General features: G+C 53.2%; 16 protein-coding genes. 10 read left to right on the forward strand and 6 right to left on the reverse strand.

Going from position 1 to position 14554, the window contains the following annotated elements; all coding sequences use genetic code 11:
• Window positions 1-163: 163 nt before the first annotated feature.
• The 5 genes from aaeX (at window position 164) to B3B59_RS08440 (ending at window position 5142) form a co-directional block, all read left to right on the forward strand.
• Window positions 164-367, forward strand: a complete 204-nt coding sequence (gene aaeX, locus B3B59_RS08420) for a p-hydroxybenzoic acid efflux pump operon protein AaeX (protein WP_040073835.1) — start codon at window positions 164-166, stop codon at window positions 365-367.
• A gap of 7 nt (window positions 368-374) precedes the next feature.
• Window positions 375-1307, forward strand: coding sequence for a p-hydroxybenzoic acid efflux pump subunit AaeA (gene aaeA, locus B3B59_RS08425; protein WP_040073836.1), 933 nt, complete (start codon window positions 375-377; stop codon window positions 1305-1307).
• 5 nt (window positions 1308-1312) lie between these two features.
• A complete protein-coding gene (gene aaeB / locus B3B59_RS08430; RefSeq protein ID WP_212476793.1) occupies window positions 1313-3280 on the forward strand; it encodes a p-hydroxybenzoic acid efflux pump subunit AaeB in 1968 nt (655 codons plus the stop codon).
• Between the two features lie 90 nt (window positions 3281-3370).
• Complete coding sequence (locus tag B3B59_RS08435; protein WP_286808704.1) at window positions 3371-4825, forward strand: NAD-dependent succinate-semialdehyde dehydrogenase; 1455 nt, start codon at window positions 3371-3373, stop codon at window positions 4823-4825.
• Between the two features lie 44 nt (window positions 4826-4869).
• Entirely contained in the window at window positions 4870-5142 is a 273-nt protein-coding gene (locus tag B3B59_RS08440) for a barstar family protein (protein ID WP_040073839.1), read from the forward strand.
• A 56-nt stretch (window positions 5143-5198) separates the two neighbouring features.
• Here B3B59_RS08440 and yhcN (B3B59_RS08445) read toward each other — a convergent pair whose 3' ends face one another.
• The 3 genes from yhcN (B3B59_RS08445) to argR form a co-directional block, all read right to left on the reverse strand.
• A complete protein-coding gene (gene yhcN / locus B3B59_RS08445) occupies window positions 5199-5465 on the reverse strand; it encodes a peroxide/acid stress response protein YhcN (protein ID WP_046885759.1) in 267 nt (88 codons plus the stop codon).
• A 103-nt stretch (window positions 5466-5568) separates the two neighbouring features.
• The gene (gene yhcN / locus B3B59_RS08450; RefSeq protein WP_040073841.1) at window positions 5569-5832 is read right to left on the reverse strand and encodes a peroxide/acid stress response protein YhcN; all 264 of its coding nucleotides are present in this window, start codon (window positions 5830-5832) and stop codon (window positions 5569-5571) included.
• Between the two features lie 379 nt (window positions 5833-6211).
• Window positions 6212-6682 (reverse strand): transcriptional regulator ArgR, encoded by a 471-nt coding sequence (argR, locus tag B3B59_RS08455; protein ID WP_046885760.1) that lies wholly within the window; start codon window positions 6680-6682, stop codon window positions 6212-6214.
• Window positions 6683-7086: 404 nt separating this feature from the next.
• Here argR and mdh point away from each other — a divergent pair, with 404 nt between their 5' ends.
• Window positions 7087-8025 carry a malate dehydrogenase gene (gene mdh / locus B3B59_RS08460; protein ID WP_040073843.1) on the forward strand — a complete coding sequence of 313 codons (939 nt, stop codon included), beginning with the start codon at window positions 7087-7089 and terminating at the stop codon, window positions 8023-8025.
• A gap of 53 nt (window positions 8026-8078) precedes the next feature.
• Here the strand turns inward: mdh and degS are convergent, their stop codons facing one another.
• The 3 genes from degS to zapG form a co-directional block, all read right to left on the reverse strand.
• A complete protein-coding gene (gene degS, locus B3B59_RS08465) occupies window positions 8079-9149 on the reverse strand; it encodes an outer membrane-stress sensor serine endopeptidase DegS (RefSeq protein WP_286808833.1) in 1071 nt (356 codons plus the stop codon).
• Between the two features lie 87 nt (window positions 9150-9236).
• Entirely contained in the window at window positions 9237-10601 is a 1365-nt protein-coding gene (gene degQ, locus B3B59_RS08470) for a serine endoprotease DegQ (protein ID WP_286808707.1), read from the reverse strand.
• A gap of 170 nt (window positions 10602-10771) precedes the next feature.
• Entirely contained in the window at window positions 10772-11170 is a 399-nt protein-coding gene (gene zapG, locus B3B59_RS08475) for a Z-ring associated protein ZapG (RefSeq protein ID WP_040073845.1), read from the reverse strand.
• A 190-nt stretch (window positions 11171-11360) separates the two neighbouring features.
• Between zapG and zapE the strand changes: the two genes are divergently transcribed.
• From zapE to sspA, 4 genes are all read left to right on the forward strand, one after another.
• The gene (gene zapE, locus B3B59_RS08480) at window positions 11361-12485 is read left to right on the forward strand and encodes a cell division protein ZapE (protein WP_046885762.1); all 1125 of its coding nucleotides are present in this window, start codon (window positions 11361-11363) and stop codon (window positions 12483-12485) included.
• A 278-nt stretch (window positions 12486-12763) separates the two neighbouring features.
• Window positions 12764-13192, forward strand: a complete 429-nt coding sequence (rplM, locus tag B3B59_RS08485; RefSeq protein WP_040073847.1) for a 50S ribosomal protein L13 — start codon at window positions 12764-12766, stop codon at window positions 13190-13192.
• A gap of 15 nt (window positions 13193-13207) precedes the next feature.
• The gene (gene rpsI, locus B3B59_RS08490; protein ID WP_003860436.1) at window positions 13208-13600 is read left to right on the forward strand and encodes a 30S ribosomal protein S9; all 393 of its coding nucleotides are present in this window, start codon (window positions 13208-13210) and stop codon (window positions 13598-13600) included.
• A gap of 311 nt (window positions 13601-13911) precedes the next feature.
• A complete protein-coding gene (gene sspA, locus B3B59_RS08495; RefSeq protein ID WP_286808710.1) occupies window positions 13912-14550 on the forward strand; it encodes a stringent starvation protein SspA in 639 nt (212 codons plus the stop codon).
• Window positions 14551-14554 lie beyond the last annotated feature (4 nt).

The raw sequence follows: 14554 nt of genomic DNA on the forward strand, positions 1-14554 counted from the left end.
AAAGTGATTTAGATCACATATTATAGATAACAGCATAACAGTTACGCTAATATACTATTAATAACCCGGCAGCTACGCCACTCTCGCCCGGCTTTTCTTGCCCTTAATGCGGTGGCGCAGCTCAATAAATCTTTCGCCTGCTCGCTCTCTAACCAAGGTCAACATGAGTCTGTTTCCCGTTATCGTGGTGTTCGGTTTGTCGTTCCCACCGATATTTTTTGAACTGCTTTTATCACTGGCGATTTTTTGGCTGGTGCGTAAGGTGCTGACGCCGACCGGCATTTATGATTTCGTCTGGCACCCTGCATTGTTCAATACCGCGCTGTACTGCTGCCTGTTTTATCTGATATCGCGTTTGTTTGTTTGAGGTAGATGTGAAAACACTAACAAGAAAAATCTCTCGTACCGCTATCACCCTGGCGCTGGTCGTACTGGCGTTCATCGCGATTTTCCGTGCATGGGTCTACTACACCGAGTCACCCTGGACGCGTGATGCGCGTTTTAGCGCCGATATCGTGGCGATTGCGCCTGACGTCGCAGGGCTGATTACCTCAGTGAATATTAAAGACAACCAGCTGGTGAAGAAAGACCAGGTGCTGTTTACCATCGATCAGCCACGTTATCAGAAAGCGCTGGAAGAGGCTGAAGCAGATGTTGCCTACTACAAAGCGCTGGCCGCGGAGAAACGTCGTGAAGCCGGACGCCGTAACAAGTTAGGCGTGCAGGCCATGTCCCGTGAAGAGATTGACCAATCTAACAACGTGCTGCAAACCGTCCTGCATCAGCAGGCAAAAGCTGAAGCGACCCGCGATCTGGCGAAACTGGATCTGGAACGCACCGTGATTCGCGCCCCGGCCGATGGCTGGGTGACGAACCTGAACGTCTATACTGGCGAATTTATTACCCGCGGCTCGACCGCAGTGGCGCTGGTTAAGCAACGCTCTTTCTACGTGCTGGCCTATATGGAAGAGACCAAGCTGGAGGGGGTACGCCCGGGTTATCGGGCAGAGATTACGCCTCTGGGCAGCAACCGCGTACTGAAAGGTACGGTAGATAGCGTGGCGGCAGGCGTGACAAACGCCAGCGCAACCCGTGACAGCAAAGGGATGGCCACCGTTGACTCTAATCTGGAGTGGGTGCGTCTGGCCCAGCGTGTACCGGTACGTATCCGTCTGGATGAAGAGCAAGGCAACCTGTGGCCGGCAGGCACGACGGCAACGGTGGTGATCACCGGCGAGAAAGATCGTGATGCCAGCCAGGATTCATGGTTCCGTAAAATGGCGCATCGCCTGCGTGAGTTCGGTTAATCACTATGGGCATCTTCTCCATCGCCAACCAGCATTTACGCTTCGCCATTAAGTTGGCCTGCGCCATTGTGCTGGCGCTGTTTGTTGGCTTTCACTTCAATCTGGAGACCCCGCGCTGGGCGGTATTGACGGCGGCAATCGTCGCGGCCGGCCCGGCGTTCGCGGCCGGGGGCGAACCCTATTCAGGCGCTATCCGCTATCGCGGGATGTTACGTATTGTCGGTACCTTCATTGGCTGTATCGCCGCGCTGACCATCATCATTCTGATGATCCGCACCCCGCTGCTAATGATTATGGTGTGCTGCATCTGGGCCGGTTTTTGTACCTGGGTCTCCTCATTGATCCGTGTCGAAAACTCCTACGCCTGGGGGCTTTCTGGCTATACGGCGCTGATCATTGTTATCACTATTCAGACCGAGCCGTTGCTCACGCCGCAGTTTGCGGTTGAGCGCTGTAGTGAAATTGTGCTTGGTATTGTCTGTGCGATCGTCGCGGATCTGCTCTTCTCGCCGCGATCCATCAAACAGGAAGTCGACCGTGAGCTGGATGCGCTGATCGTTGCTCAGTATCAGCTGATGCAGCTCTGTATCAAACATGGCGACAGCGAAGCGGTGGATAATGCCTGGGGGGCGCTGGTGCGCCGTACCACCGCGCTGGAGGGGATGCGCAGCAACCTCAATATGGAATCTTCTCGCTGGTCGCGAGCTAATCGGCGCCTGAAAGCGCTTAACACCGTCTCCTTAACGCTGATCACCCAGGCTTGCGAAACCTATCTTATTCAAAATAGCCGCCCGGAAGCCATCACCGACACCTTCCGCGAACTGTTTGAAGAGCCGGTAGAGACGGTGCAGGATGTGCACCGACAGTTAAAACGCATGCGTCGGGTCATTGCCTGGACTGGCGAACGTGATACGCCCATCACCATTTATAGCTGGGTAGGCGCGGCGACACGCTATTTGCTTCTTAAGCGGGGCGTCATCGGTAACACCAAAATCAGCGCTACGGAAGAAGAGGTGCTGGCAGGCGAAGTGGTCGTAAAAGCCGAATCGGCGGAACGCCACCACGCCATGGTCAACTTCTGGCGTACAACGCTTGCCTGTATGCTCGGTACTTTGTTCTGGCTCTGGACCGGCTGGACCTCCGGCAGCGGGGCGATGGTAATGATTGCGGTGGTGACTTCGCTGGCAATGCGACTTCCCAATCCACGCATGGTGGCGCTGGATTTCCTGTATGGCACCATTGCGGCGCTGCCGCTGGGGGCATTCTATTTCCTGGTGGTGATCCCCTCGACTCAACAAAGCATGTTCCTGCTCTGCCTCAGTCTGGCAGTGATGGCCTTCTTTATTGGTATCGAGGTGCAAAAGCGTCGACTGGGATCGCTGGGGGCGCTGGCCAGTACCATTAACATCATCGTGCTGGATAACCCCATGACCTTCCACTTCAGCCAGTTTCTGGATAGTGCGCTGGGGCAGATTGTGGGTTGTTTCCTGGCGATGATGGTGATTCTGCTGGTGCGCGATAACTCGCAGGCCCGCACCGGGCGCGTTTTGCTGAATCAATTTGTTTCGGCCGCCGTCTCGGCGATGACCACCAACACTGCCCGGCGTAAAGAGAACCATCTGCCTGCGCTCTATCAGCAGCTCTTTTTACTGCTGACGAAGTTCCCGGGAGATATCGCCAAGTTCCGTCTGGCGCTGACGTTAATCATTGCCCATCAGCGACTGCGTAATGCGCCGGTACCGGTGAATGACGATCTCTCTGCGTTTCACCGCCAACTGCGTCGCACCGCGGATCACGTGATTGCGGCCTCCAGCGACGACAAACGCCGACGCTACTTTGGCCAACTCCTGGAAGAGCTGGATGTCTATCAGGAAAAACTGCGTATCTGGGAAGCACCGCCGCAGGTGACCGAGCCGGTAAACCGGCTGGTCAGTATGCTGCATCGGTATCAAAATGCCCTTACCGACAGCTAATTCTCCCGCAAAAACCGACGCCCAAAGCGTCGGTTTTTTTGTGGCTATACTTAGTCTGGCAAGTTTTTAAATCCAGAAAGGGAGGACACCATGACAACGCAGACTCTCCAGGACAGTGCGCTTTTTCAAACCGGGTATCTGGTTGATGGCGTCTGGAAAACGCTCGACACCACCTTCGATGTGCTCAATCCGGCTACCGGCGAGGTGATCGCCAAAGTGGCGAAAGCGGGCACCAAAGAGACCGAAGAGGCTATCGCTGCGGCCAGTAAGGCGTTTCCTGCATGGCGGGCGAAAACCGCTAAAGAGCGCTCGACGATACTTTATCGCTGGTATGAACTCATCATCGAAAACAAAAGCTGGCTTGGTCAGTTGATGACCACGGAACAGGGCAAACCCCTGAAAGAGGCCGAAGGCGAGGTAGAATACGCGGCGAGCTTTATCCAGTGGTTTGCCGAGCAGGCCAAGCGTGCAAACGGTGAAATTATCCCACCCATTAAACCCGGCTCCCGGATCCTTGCTACTCGCGAACCCGTTGGCGTGGTGGCAGCCATCACGCCGTGGAACTTCCCCATGGCCATGCTGACCCGCAAGCTCGGTCCGGCGCTGGCTGCCGGCTGTACGGGGGTGATCAAACCGGCGAACAACACTCCCCTTAGTGCCTTTGCACTGTTGACGCTGGCGAAAAAAGCGGGCGTGCCGGATGGTGTGCTGAATGCCGTTGCGGGCAATACGCATGAGATAAGCGACGCCATTATGGCCAGCCATGAGGTGCGAAAAATCTCCTTCACCGGCTCTACTGAGGTTGGAAAAACCCTGGTGCGCAACGCCGCAGAGACCATGAAAAAAGTCTCCATGGAGTTGGGGGGGAACGCGCCGTACATCGTCTTCGACGATGCCGATATTGACGCTGCCGTAAAAGGAGCCATCGCTAACAAATTCCGTAACGCAGGCCAAGTCTGCGTGAGTGTTAACCGTTTCTATATTCAGGAATCGGTGTACGACGAGTTTGTTAACAAGCTTGCTGAGGCGGTCAATGCGCTGAAAGTGGGTAATGGACTGGAGGAGGGCATCGTAGTCGGGCCGCTTATTGAATCCTCTGCCGTGGCAAAGGTGCGCGAGCATGTGGAAGACGCAGTCGCTAAAGGGGCAACCGTGCTGGCAGGCGGTAAACCGCACAGCCTGGGCGGCAATTTCTGGCAGCCTACGGTGCTGGGAGATTGTCATGAAGGTATGAAGCTGGCCAGCGAAGAGACCTTCGGGCCGGTGGCAGCATGCTTCCGCTTTACTACAGAAGATGAGGTGATCCAGCGAGCCAATAACACGCCGTTTGGTCTGGCTGCCTACTTTTATACCCAGAATCTGTCGCGCGTATTTCGGGTGTCTCAGGCCATTGAAAGCGGCATGATCGGTATTAACGAGTGCGCGGTCTCAACTGAGCTTGGACCATTTGGTGGGGTGAAGGAGTCAGGGCTGGGTCGTGAGGGCTCGGTACTGGGGCTGGAAGAGTTTCTTGAAGTCAAAACCCTGCATATCGGGGGATTATAATCGTCGGGGCGGCTATGCCGCCCACCTTTACGGGGTGGCGGACAATGAATATCTACACGTTTGATTTTGATGAAATCGACAGTCAGGAAGACTTTTATCGCGAGTTCTCGCGGGTGTTCGGCATTGAAAAAGGGAAGGTCGCCAACCTGGATTCCTTGTGGGATGTGGTAACGACTCACCCGCTCCCTGTACCGCTGGAGATTGAGTTCATTCATCTCCCCGAGAAGCTACGCAGGCGTTTTGGGGCGTTGGTTTTGCTGTTTGATGAGGCAGAAGAGGAGCTGGAAGGGCAAATTCGGTTCAATGTCCGGCCGTAGACATAAAAAAGCCCCTGACAGGCAGGGGCAAGTCGTACGCGGAGTACGACGAGGGTTTATTTATACAGTTCTGCGGTGGCGTGCCAGTGATCGCCCTGAGTGAGTTCAGTGACGCGATAGCTGCTGGCACCTGCTTTTTCAGCTTTTGCCGCCAGTTCATGGCGAATATCCATTGGCGAGCCAGAAACCTGTGATACGGATACGCTACCCAAGGATTGCAGGTTTTGCGCCTGATCGGCATTCACTTGTTGCACAGCCGCGCTGGCACCGAAGGAAATAACAGAGGCTAAACCCAGTGTGGCGATGATAGATTTCATTTTCATAGTCATTACTCCAGAAGTTGTTTTGCTCAACGGCATGAAGGATTAAACCGCTATTTTTATATCTGCCGCCGTTGAGTGAATTATTAGTGCTTATTACCAGAACTTATTTATACAGCTCTGCGGTTGCGTGCCAGTGGTCACCACTGCGCGCTTCGATCACACGGTAAGAAGAGGCACCCTGTTCTTCCGCTTTTTTGTTCAACATCTGACGCATATCCATTGGTGACGTACCGATTGCACCAACAGAAACGGTGCCGATAGCCTGGCGAGACTGTGCCTGTTCAGCGTTGATGGAATCAGCCGCAAAGGCACCGAAAGAGAGAACGGACAGGACGCTAAGCGCTGCTACAGTTGTTTTGATTTTCATGATTTTTTTCCTCGTCGTATTTTTTATAGGGCCTTTCATTTCGTGACCCTCATCACAAAACCAAGTATACACTAATAACGGCAAAAATTAATACCATGCTAATTGTTTCCCCTGAAATTACGTATTAAGCACGGCGTTTTTTATAACTAAAATGAATTAAAATGGTCACTTCTTCGTCACATTGGTGGTGTATAGCTTTAAAAATCATTGGGATAGGGTACTTTGATTTTTTGTGCGATTTTACGGTTTATCATTCACCACATGAATGTCAAATGGCAGGAAATCGCACTAAATGTGAAAGCAATAAGCAACAGAATGTAGGGAGAAGGGCGTTTGTGGCAGTAGGTTCCCCGCTGCCAGGAGCAGCAGGGAAGGGGGATCAGAGTTCTTGTTCGAACAGCACCAGGATGGCTTCATAAAGGTCTTTGACCGAGAAACCATTGGCCGGGGTGGTGAAGATAGTGTCATCCCCGGCAATAGTGCCAAGAATGCCTTCTGCTTTACCCAGCGAGTCCAGCAGGCGCGCGATAAGCTGTGCAGCCCCCGGGCTTGTGTGAATGACGACAACCGCGTCGTTATAATCGATATCCAGTACCAGATTTTTCAGCGGGCTGGAGGTGGTCGGAACGCCAAGCTCGGCTGGCAGGCAATAAACCATCTCCATTTTGGCATTGCGAGTCCGCACCGCGCCAAACTTCGTTAACATGCGCGAGACTTTCGACTGATTGATGTTATCGAAGCCCTCTTCCTGCAAGGCCTGGACGATTTCACCCTGGGAACTGAATTTTTCTTCTTTAAGTAGCGCTTTAAACGCCTTCACTAATTCTTCTTGTTTTGAAGAGGTTCGCATAAGTCACCCGAAATATGGCGGTAGAAACAACATTATTATGCACATAGATGAATTTTTATGCAAACTATCTGCCCAAACTTAGGCTGAAATAATGTTATGAAAGAGCGGGATTTTATCAAATTTTGTTATCCAGGAACATGCCTGCGTCACGCCTTATAAATAACCTTAAAAGTAAATTAAATGTTATCAAATTGATGTTGTTTTGGTGGCGCGCAGAGGTGTATTGTAACCCCCTCTTGATTCGTTGCTTAGTTCTCGCCAGGCACCTGATAGCCTTCAGGCCGCAGCGAAAAGTGAGTGACCCCTGATTCTGCAGCAACGACGATTGTAATTATTTATCTGCTGAATTAAGGTCGCCGCGACGGAGCAACAGATATTTAGCTCACCATAATAAGGAGTTTAGGATGAAAGTCGCAGTCCTCGGCGCTGCTGGCGGTATCGGCCAGGCGCTTGCCCTACTACTGAAAACCCAGCTGCCTTCAGGCTCAGAACTCTCCCTGTACGATATTGCCCCGGTTACCCCAGGCGTGGCGGTTGACCTGAGCCACATCCCAACGGCTGTTAAAATCAAAGGCTTCTCCGGTGAAGATGCGCGTCCTGCGCTGCAAGGTGCGGACGTGGTTCTCATCTCTGCAGGCGTCGCGCGTAAACCGGGTATGGATCGTTCCGACCTGTTTAACGTTAATGCGGGCATCGTGAAGAACCTGGTTCAGCAGATCGCTGAAACCTGCCCGAAAGCGTGCATCGGTATCATCACTAACCCGGTCAACACCACTGTGGCGATTGCTGCAGAAGTGCTGAAAAAAGCGGGCGTGTATGACAAAAACAAACTGTTTGGCGTGACCACGCTGGACATCATCCGCTCCAACACCTTTGTGGCGGAATTGAAAGGCAAGCAGCCAACCGAGCTGGAAGTGCCGGTTATCGGTGGCCACTCTGGCGTGACTATTCTGCCGCTGCTTTCCCAGATCCCAGGCGTGACTTTCTCTGAGCAGGAAGTGGCTGACCTGACCAAACGTATCCAGAACGCGGGCACCGAAGTGGTGGAAGCGAAGGCGGGTGGCGGTTCTGCGACGCTCTCAATGGGCCAGGCAGCAGCGCGCTTCGGTCTGTCTCTGGTTCGCGCCCTGCAGGGTGAGAAAGGCGTTGTGGAATGTGCTTATGTTGAAGGTGACGGCGAACATGCCCGCTTCTTCTCTCAGCCACTGCTGCTGGGTAAAAACGGTATCGAAGAACGTCAATCTATCGGCACGCTGAGCGCGTTTGAACAACAAGCGATGGCAGGCATGCTAGATACGCTGAAAGGCGATATCAAACTGGGCGAAGAGTTTGTAAACAAGTAATCTCCTCCCAGTGAACAAAAACCGGAGCCCAGGCTCCGGTTTTTTTATTGCTGTCAGTTGGTGGCGGGATATTCCTGAATGGTCACCTGCAGCGTGAGCTTTTTGTCCTCGCGCATCACTTCGACAGGAATGATGGAGCCAGGCCTGATTTCGGCCACCTGATCCATAGTTTCCAGCGCGGAAATCGCCGGTTTGCCATTCACCGAGACAATAACGTCGTTAACCTGCAGACCCGCTGCAGCCGCCGGCCCGCCCGGAGAGACCTCGTTAACCACAATTCCCTGAATCTGATCGATACCGCCGCCGCCCTGTGTGTGCAGTGGCGCGATTTCACGCCCGCCAATACCGATATAGCCGCGGATCACCCGGCCATCGCGAATCAGCTTATCCATGATTTTGGTTGCAAGCTGGAAGGGAATCGCAAATCCCAGCCCTTCCGGCGTTTCACCATCGTTGCTCTTATCGAAGGAGAGCGTATTGATGCCTATCAGCTCCCCCAGGGAGTTGACCAGCGCCCCGCCGGAGTTACCGTGGTTAATGGAAGCATCCGTTTGCAGGAAGTTTTGACGGCCCGAGGGGTTCAGGCCAATTCGGCCGGTGGCGCTAATAATGCCCTGAGTAATGGTCTGCCCAAGGTTATAAGGGTTACCGATGGCCAGCACCACATCGCCAATATGCGGGCTACGTTTGCGGTTGATAGGGATCACCGGCAGGCCGCCGGTGGCCGTGATTTTCAGTACCGCAAGGTCGGTCAGGCTGTCTGAACCGACTAACAGCGCTTCGAACACGCGCCCATCCTGCAAGGCGACAATAATCTGATCGGCGTCGTTGATAACGTGCTTATTGGTAATGATATAGCCGCGTTCATCCATGATCACCCCGGAGCCCAGGGTACGGATCTCTAGTTGATTATGGCTGGTACTGTTCAGACCGCGGTTATAGACATTCACCACCGCAGGCGCGGCGCGGCGTACCGCCTGGTTGTAGCTGGCAGGTGTTTCATCTGCGCTGTCAAACTGCGGCGCAGCCAGCTTATTAAACTGGCGCAAAGAGGGCATGGCGACCAGTAACAGGCCACCAACAGCCAGGCCAATGGCGACCGAACGAATGATCTTCAGAAACATGATGCGGGCGTCGTTAAAGTGAAAACTGCTGCAGCATAACATGACTTTTCCGGACATCACATGCCGTGATGCCCGGAGCAGAAATGCTTATCGCAGAAGAATATAGAGCGTATCGTTACCCCGCACGATCTGCAGGGCGATCACCGCCGGTTTGTTCTCCAGCACTTTGCGCATTTCGGCAATAGACTGTACGCGCGTGCGGTTGACCGCAATGATCACGTCATCTTCATGCAGACCCGCTTGTGCCGCCGGGCTGCTCTTCTCTACGCTCTCAAGTGTGATCCCTTTGGTACCATCTTTCAGTTGGCCATCGCTCAGAGTCGCCCCCTGCAGCGCAGGTGCAATCATCTCGGCGCTGGCAGAGGAGGAGGTGCTTTTATCAAGCGTTACCTCTACGGTCATCGGTTTACCCTCTCGCAGCAGCCCCAGCTTCACTTTGGTGCCAGGCTCGGTGGTGGCGATGCGTGAACGTAGCTCCGCAAAACTGCTCAGCGGCTTGTCGTTAAGGCTAACAATGACATCACCCGACTTAATGCCCGCTTTCGCTGAGCCAGAGTTCGGTAAGACTTCACTGACAAACGCACCGCGCTGGACGTTCAGATTGAACGCTTTGGCGATATCTGCGCTCATCTCCATCCCTTTAATGCCCAGCAGGCCACGTTTCACTTCACCAAAGTCAATAAGCTGTTGGGCCAGCGTCCGGGCCATATTGCTCGGAATGGCAAAGCCGATGCCGACGCTGCCGCCACCCGGCGCGAGAATAGCGGTATTGATACCAATAAGCTCACCGTTCAGGTTCAACAATGCGCCGCCCGAGTTTCCGCGGTTGATGGAAGCATCGGTCTGAATAAAGTTTTCCAGCCCTTCAAGATTGAGGCCGCTGCGCCCCAGCGCAGAGATGATGCCCGACGTCGCAGTCTGCCCAAGGCCAAATGGGTTACCGACCGCAACGGCAAAATCCCCTACGCGCAGCTTGTCAGAGTCGGCAACCGCGATTTGCGTCAGGTTAGTGGCATTCTGGAGCTGTAACAGGGCGATGTCGCTTTGATCATCCCCGCCAATCAGTTTGGCCTCGAATTCACGTCCATCGTTCATCTGGACGCTGATTTTGTCAGCCTCGCTGATGACGTGGTTATTGGTCAGTACATAGCCTTTAGCGGCATCGATGACCACACCGGATCCCAGCCCCTCAAAAGGTTGCGCCTGATCGGCGCCATCCTCGCCGAAATATTTTTTCAGCTCTTCAGGAATGCGCTGGCTTTGTTGCGCCGTGCCTTCCACCTTCACGCTCACCACCGCCGGCAACACTTTCTCCAGCATTGGGGCGAGCGTCGGAAGGGGCGCCTGGCCAGGAACCTGTGAAGGCATGGCTGCATAAACAGGGAAAGATGCCGGAAGAGCGAATCCGACACACAATGCTAACGCGCTTAACAGCTGATTTTTTTTGTTCATTGACGCTGGCTCTCGCAACCTGGGGTAAAGGAATTTCGGCCCAAAAACAGTCTGATGTTATTGAATTTTAAAACGCTGAACAATGAGGTGTTTGACTAAATAATAGCTGGGGTAATGAAGAAAGGACGGGCGCAAAGGCTGCGCCCGTGAAATATATTTGCGCTGTGCGGTTAGTCGCGTTTTACGCCACCGCGCAGCAGACCAGATGCACCGTCAGAATAATCGCGCGGCATCTGTACCGGAGCTTGATCGTTACTGGCTTCGGATTCAGCCAGGCGATTACGGAATGGATTCGTTTCTGCGGTCATTTCCGGCAGCAGGCTGCTGGAGCTTTTTGCCATATGCTGATAGAGCTGACGGTAATCATCCGCCATGTTGTCCAGCAGCTCTGCGCTACGCGCAAAGTGGCTAACCAGCTCTTCACGATACTCTTCCAGTTCAGCTTTGTTCTTTTCCAGTTCGTACTGCAAAGCCTGTTGTTGACGCAATTTGCGATTACCAAAACGCATGGCCACGGCGCCGATAACGATGCCGACGACTAAACCAATTAGCGCATATTCCCAGGTCATGAACTTCTCCCGTTGTCTTGTGGTTCCGTAGGGTATTGGCTCGGCTCCATGCCTGTGCCTGATTATGCCACTATAACCGCTATTTCCGTAGAAGTGGAATCCCGCGGTATCATCGCGTAGTGTAGAACGGCCTTTTTTTCGTCAACAGCGCAGGTTGGCGCGTCTTAATTGAAGGAATAACAACGAGATTATGCAAAGCCTCTCCCCGACAATGCGTTATCAGCAGGCCCTGCAGGAGGGCTCGCATCAGCCGGACGATGTTCAACGCGATGCGGTAAATCGTCTGGAAAAAATCTTTCAGGCGCTGACATCCCGTCCCACCGAGGCCGCACCCGCAGGTGGACTGAAAGCCGCCTTTGGTCGTCTGTTAGGAAAAAAAGAGCCGCAGGCGATCACACCTGTGCGTGGCTTATATATGTGGGGTGGCGTAGGGCGCGGTAAAACCTGGCTAATGGACCTCTTTTATCAGAGCCTGCCGGGCACGCGTAAACAGCGTTTGCACTTTCACCGCTTCATGCTGCGCGTGCATGAAGAGCTCACCGCGCTTCAGGGGCAGAGCGATCCGCTGGATATTGTCGCCGAACGTTTCAAAGCCGAAACCGATGTTCTCTGTTTTGATGAATTCTTTGTTTCCGATATTACCGACGCCATGCTGCTGGGCGGGCTAATGAAAGCGCTTTTTGCCCGGGGCATCACCCTGGTGGCAACCTCGAACATCCCGCCGGATGAACTCTATCGCAACGGTTTACAGCGGGCGCGTTTCTTACCCGCCATCGATGCAATTAAACAGCATTGTGACATCATGAACGTGGATGCGGGCGTTGACTATCGGCTGCGCACGCTGACGCAGGCACATCTCTGGTTGTCCCCCCTCAATGATGATACCCGCCAGCAGATGGATAAACTCTGGCTGGCACTGGCTGGGGCGAAGCGCGAAAACGCCACTGAACTTGAGATTAACCACCGCCCGTTGCCAACGCTGGGCATGGCCAACCAGACGCTGGCCGTCTCCTTCGCGACGCTGTGCGTCGATGCCCGTAGCCAGCATGATTACATTGCACTGTCGCGCCTGTTTCATACCGTCATGCTCTTTGATGTGCCGGTGATGACCATGCTGATGGAGAGTGAGGCTCGTCGCTTTATTGCGCTGGTTGATGAGTTTTACGAGCGTCACGTTAAGCTGGTGGTAAGCGCCGCGGTGCCGCTCTATGAAGTCTATCAGGGCGAGCGGTTAAAGTTTGAGTTCCAGCGCTGTCTGTCGCGTTTGCAGGAGATGCAGAGCGAAGAGTACCTGAAACGCGAGCATATGCCCTGAATGGCTCTTTTCGTTCCGGAAAAGTCGGGCAGTGGGCGGTGCTTTTCGCACCGCTGAAAAACCCTCGTCAAATCACATTTAGGGGTCGATCTTTGACCTCGACTTCTCTATAATCTTGCGACCCCACGTTACAAGAAGGTTTTTTTCCCAAAACTTTCTATGTGTCGGCATTTGCTATTCGAAGGGGTAGGTTTGCCGGACTCTGTCGTGTGAACCTCAACTGATTAAACGTTTGGGTGAACACCTACGTGTAACTTATTTATTTGGGTAAGCTTTTAATGAAAACTTTTACAGCTAAACCAGAAACCGTAAAACGCGACTGGTATGTTGTTGACGCGACCGGTAAAACTCTGGGCCGTCTGGCTACTGAACTGGCTCGTCGCCTGCGCGGTAAGCACAAAGCGGAATACACTCCGCACGTTGATACTGGTGACTACATCATCGTTCTGAACGCAGACAAAGTTGCAGTAACTGGCAACAAGCGTACTGACAAAATGTACTACCATCACACTGGCCACATCGGTGGTATCAAAGAAGCGACCTTTGAAGAGATGATTGCTCGCCGTCCTGAGCGTGTGATTGAAATCGCGGTTAAAGGCATGTTGCCAAAAGGCCCGCTGGGTCGTGCTATGTTCCGTAAACTGAAAGTTTACGCAGGCAACGAGCACAACCACGCGGCACAGCAACCGCAAGTTCTTGACATCTAATCGGGATTATAGGCAATGGCTGAAAATCAATACTACGGCACTGGTCGCCGCAAAAGTTCCGCAGCTCGCGTGTTCATCAAACCGGGCAGTGGTAAAATCGTAATCAACCAGCGTTCTCTGGAACAGTACTTCGGTCGCGAAACTGCCCGCATGGTAGTTCGCCAGCCGCTGGAACTGGTTGATATGGTAGAAAAACTGGATCTGTACATCACTGTTAAAGGTGGTGGTATCTCTGGTCAGGCAGGTGCGATCCGTCACGGTATCACCCGCGCTCTGATGGAGTACGACGAATCCCTGCGTTCTGAACTGCGTAAAGCTGGCTTCGTTACTCGTGACGCTCGTCAGGTTGAACGTAAGAAAGTGGGTCTGCGTAAAGCACGTCGTCGTCCACAGTTCTCCAAGCGTTAATTGCTTTCTGCTTTGGCAGACAACAATTGGCCAAAAACCCGCTTCGGCGGGTTTTTTTATGACCGCTGCTGCGGTTACCTACAGGATAAGCTTGTTTATCTCCTCTTTTTCGGCATTTCCAGAATCGCCTCACCACAAAGCCATCAAAATCTGGTAAACTATCATCCAATTTTATGCCCAAATATCGGTGAATACTCGATTTTTGTTCGCTTTTTGAGCAATGATTTAGGCTCTCCGGGATGGGTGACAAATCATCTGGCTGGCCACGTGGCCGGTAGCAGTAAAAATTCTGAATATACCTGGAGGTTTTCATGGCTGTCGCTGCCAACAAACGTTCGGTAATGACGCTGTTTTCTGGTCCTACTGACATTTATAGCCATCAGGTTCGTATCGTGCTGGCCGAGAAGGGTGTCAGTTTTGAGATCGAGCATGTGGAAAAGGATAACCCGCCTCAGGATCTTATCGATCTCAACCCGAGCCAAAGCGTGCCGACGCTGGTTGATCGTGAGCTGACCCTGTGGGAATCCCGTATCATTATGGAATACCTTGATGAACGTTTCCCTCATCCGCCGCTGATGCCAGTTTATCCGGTTGCGCGTGGTGAAAGCCGCCTGTACATGCAGCGTATCGAGAAAGACTGGTATACGCTGATGAACGTTATCGTGAATGGTAACTCTTCCGAAGCCGATGCCGCGCGCAAACAGCTGCGCGAAGAGCTGCTGGCTATTGCACCGGTGTTTGGTCAGAAGCCTTTCTTCCTGAGCGATGAGTTCAGCCTGGTCGATTGCTACCTGGCGCCGTTGTTGTGGCGTCTGCCGGTAATGGGCGTTGAGTTCAGTGGCCCGGGTGCGAAAGAGCTGAAAGGCTATATGACGCGTGTCTTCGAGCGCGACTCTTTCCTGGCTTCTCTGACAGAAGCCGAACGTGAAATGCGTCTCGGCCGGGGTTAATCAT

It is taken from the genome of Leclercia sp. UBA2479, assembly GCF_002341985.1.
In the GTDB taxonomy this organism is placed as follows: domain Bacteria; phylum Pseudomonadota; class Gammaproteobacteria; order Enterobacterales; family Enterobacteriaceae; genus Enterobacter; species Enterobacter pneumoniae.

What these genes read in the sequence shown, in the direction of transcription:
- aaeX (WP_040073835.1), top strand. Translation starts at nt 164, where the DNA reads ATGAGTCTGTTTCCCGTTATCGTGGTGTTCGGTTTGTCGTTCCCACCG.
- aaeB (WP_212476793.1), top strand. Translation starts at nt 1,313, where the DNA reads ATGGGCATCTTCTCCATCGCCAACCAGCATTTACGCTTCGCCATTAAG.
- B3B59_RS08435 (WP_286808704.1), top strand. Translation starts at nt 3,371, where the DNA reads ATGACAACGCAGACTCTCCAGGACAGTGCGCTTTTTCAAACCGGGTAT.
- B3B59_RS08440 (WP_040073839.1), top strand. Translation starts at nt 4,870, where the DNA reads ATGAATATCTACACGTTTGATTTTGATGAAATCGACAGTCAGGAAGAC.
- yhcN (WP_046885759.1), bottom strand. Translation starts at nt 5,465, where the DNA reads ATGAAAATGAAATCTATCATCGCCACACTGGGTTTAGCCTCTGTTATT.
- yhcN (WP_040073841.1), bottom strand. Translation starts at nt 5,832, where the DNA reads ATGAAAATCAAAACAACTGTAGCAGCGCTTAGCGTCCTGTCCGTTCTC.
- argR (WP_046885760.1), bottom strand. Translation starts at nt 6,682, where the DNA reads ATGCGAACCTCTTCAAAACAAGAAGAATTAGTGAAGGCGTTTAAAGCG.
- mdh (WP_040073843.1), top strand. Translation starts at nt 7,087, where the DNA reads ATGAAAGTCGCAGTCCTCGGCGCTGCTGGCGGTATCGGCCAGGCGCTT.
- degS (WP_286808833.1), bottom strand. Translation starts at nt 9,149, where the DNA reads ATGTTTCTGAAGATCATTCGTTCGGTCGCCATTGGCCTGGCTGTTGGT.
- degQ (WP_286808707.1), bottom strand. Translation starts at nt 10,601, where the DNA reads ATGAACAAAAAAAATCAGCTGTTAAGCGCGTTAGCATTGTGTGTCGGA.
- zapG (WP_040073845.1), bottom strand. Translation starts at nt 11,170, where the DNA reads ATGACCTGGGAATATGCGCTAATTGGTTTAGTCGTCGGCATCGTTATC.
- zapE (WP_046885762.1), top strand. Translation starts at nt 11,361, where the DNA reads ATGCAAAGCCTCTCCCCGACAATGCGTTATCAGCAGGCCCTGCAGGAG.
- rplM (WP_040073847.1), top strand. Translation starts at nt 12,764, where the DNA reads ATGAAAACTTTTACAGCTAAACCAGAAACCGTAAAACGCGACTGGTAT.
- rpsI (WP_003860436.1), top strand. Translation starts at nt 13,208, where the DNA reads ATGGCTGAAAATCAATACTACGGCACTGGTCGCCGCAAAAGTTCCGCA.
- sspA (WP_286808710.1), top strand. Translation starts at nt 13,912, where the DNA reads ATGGCTGTCGCTGCCAACAAACGTTCGGTAATGACGCTGTTTTCTGGT.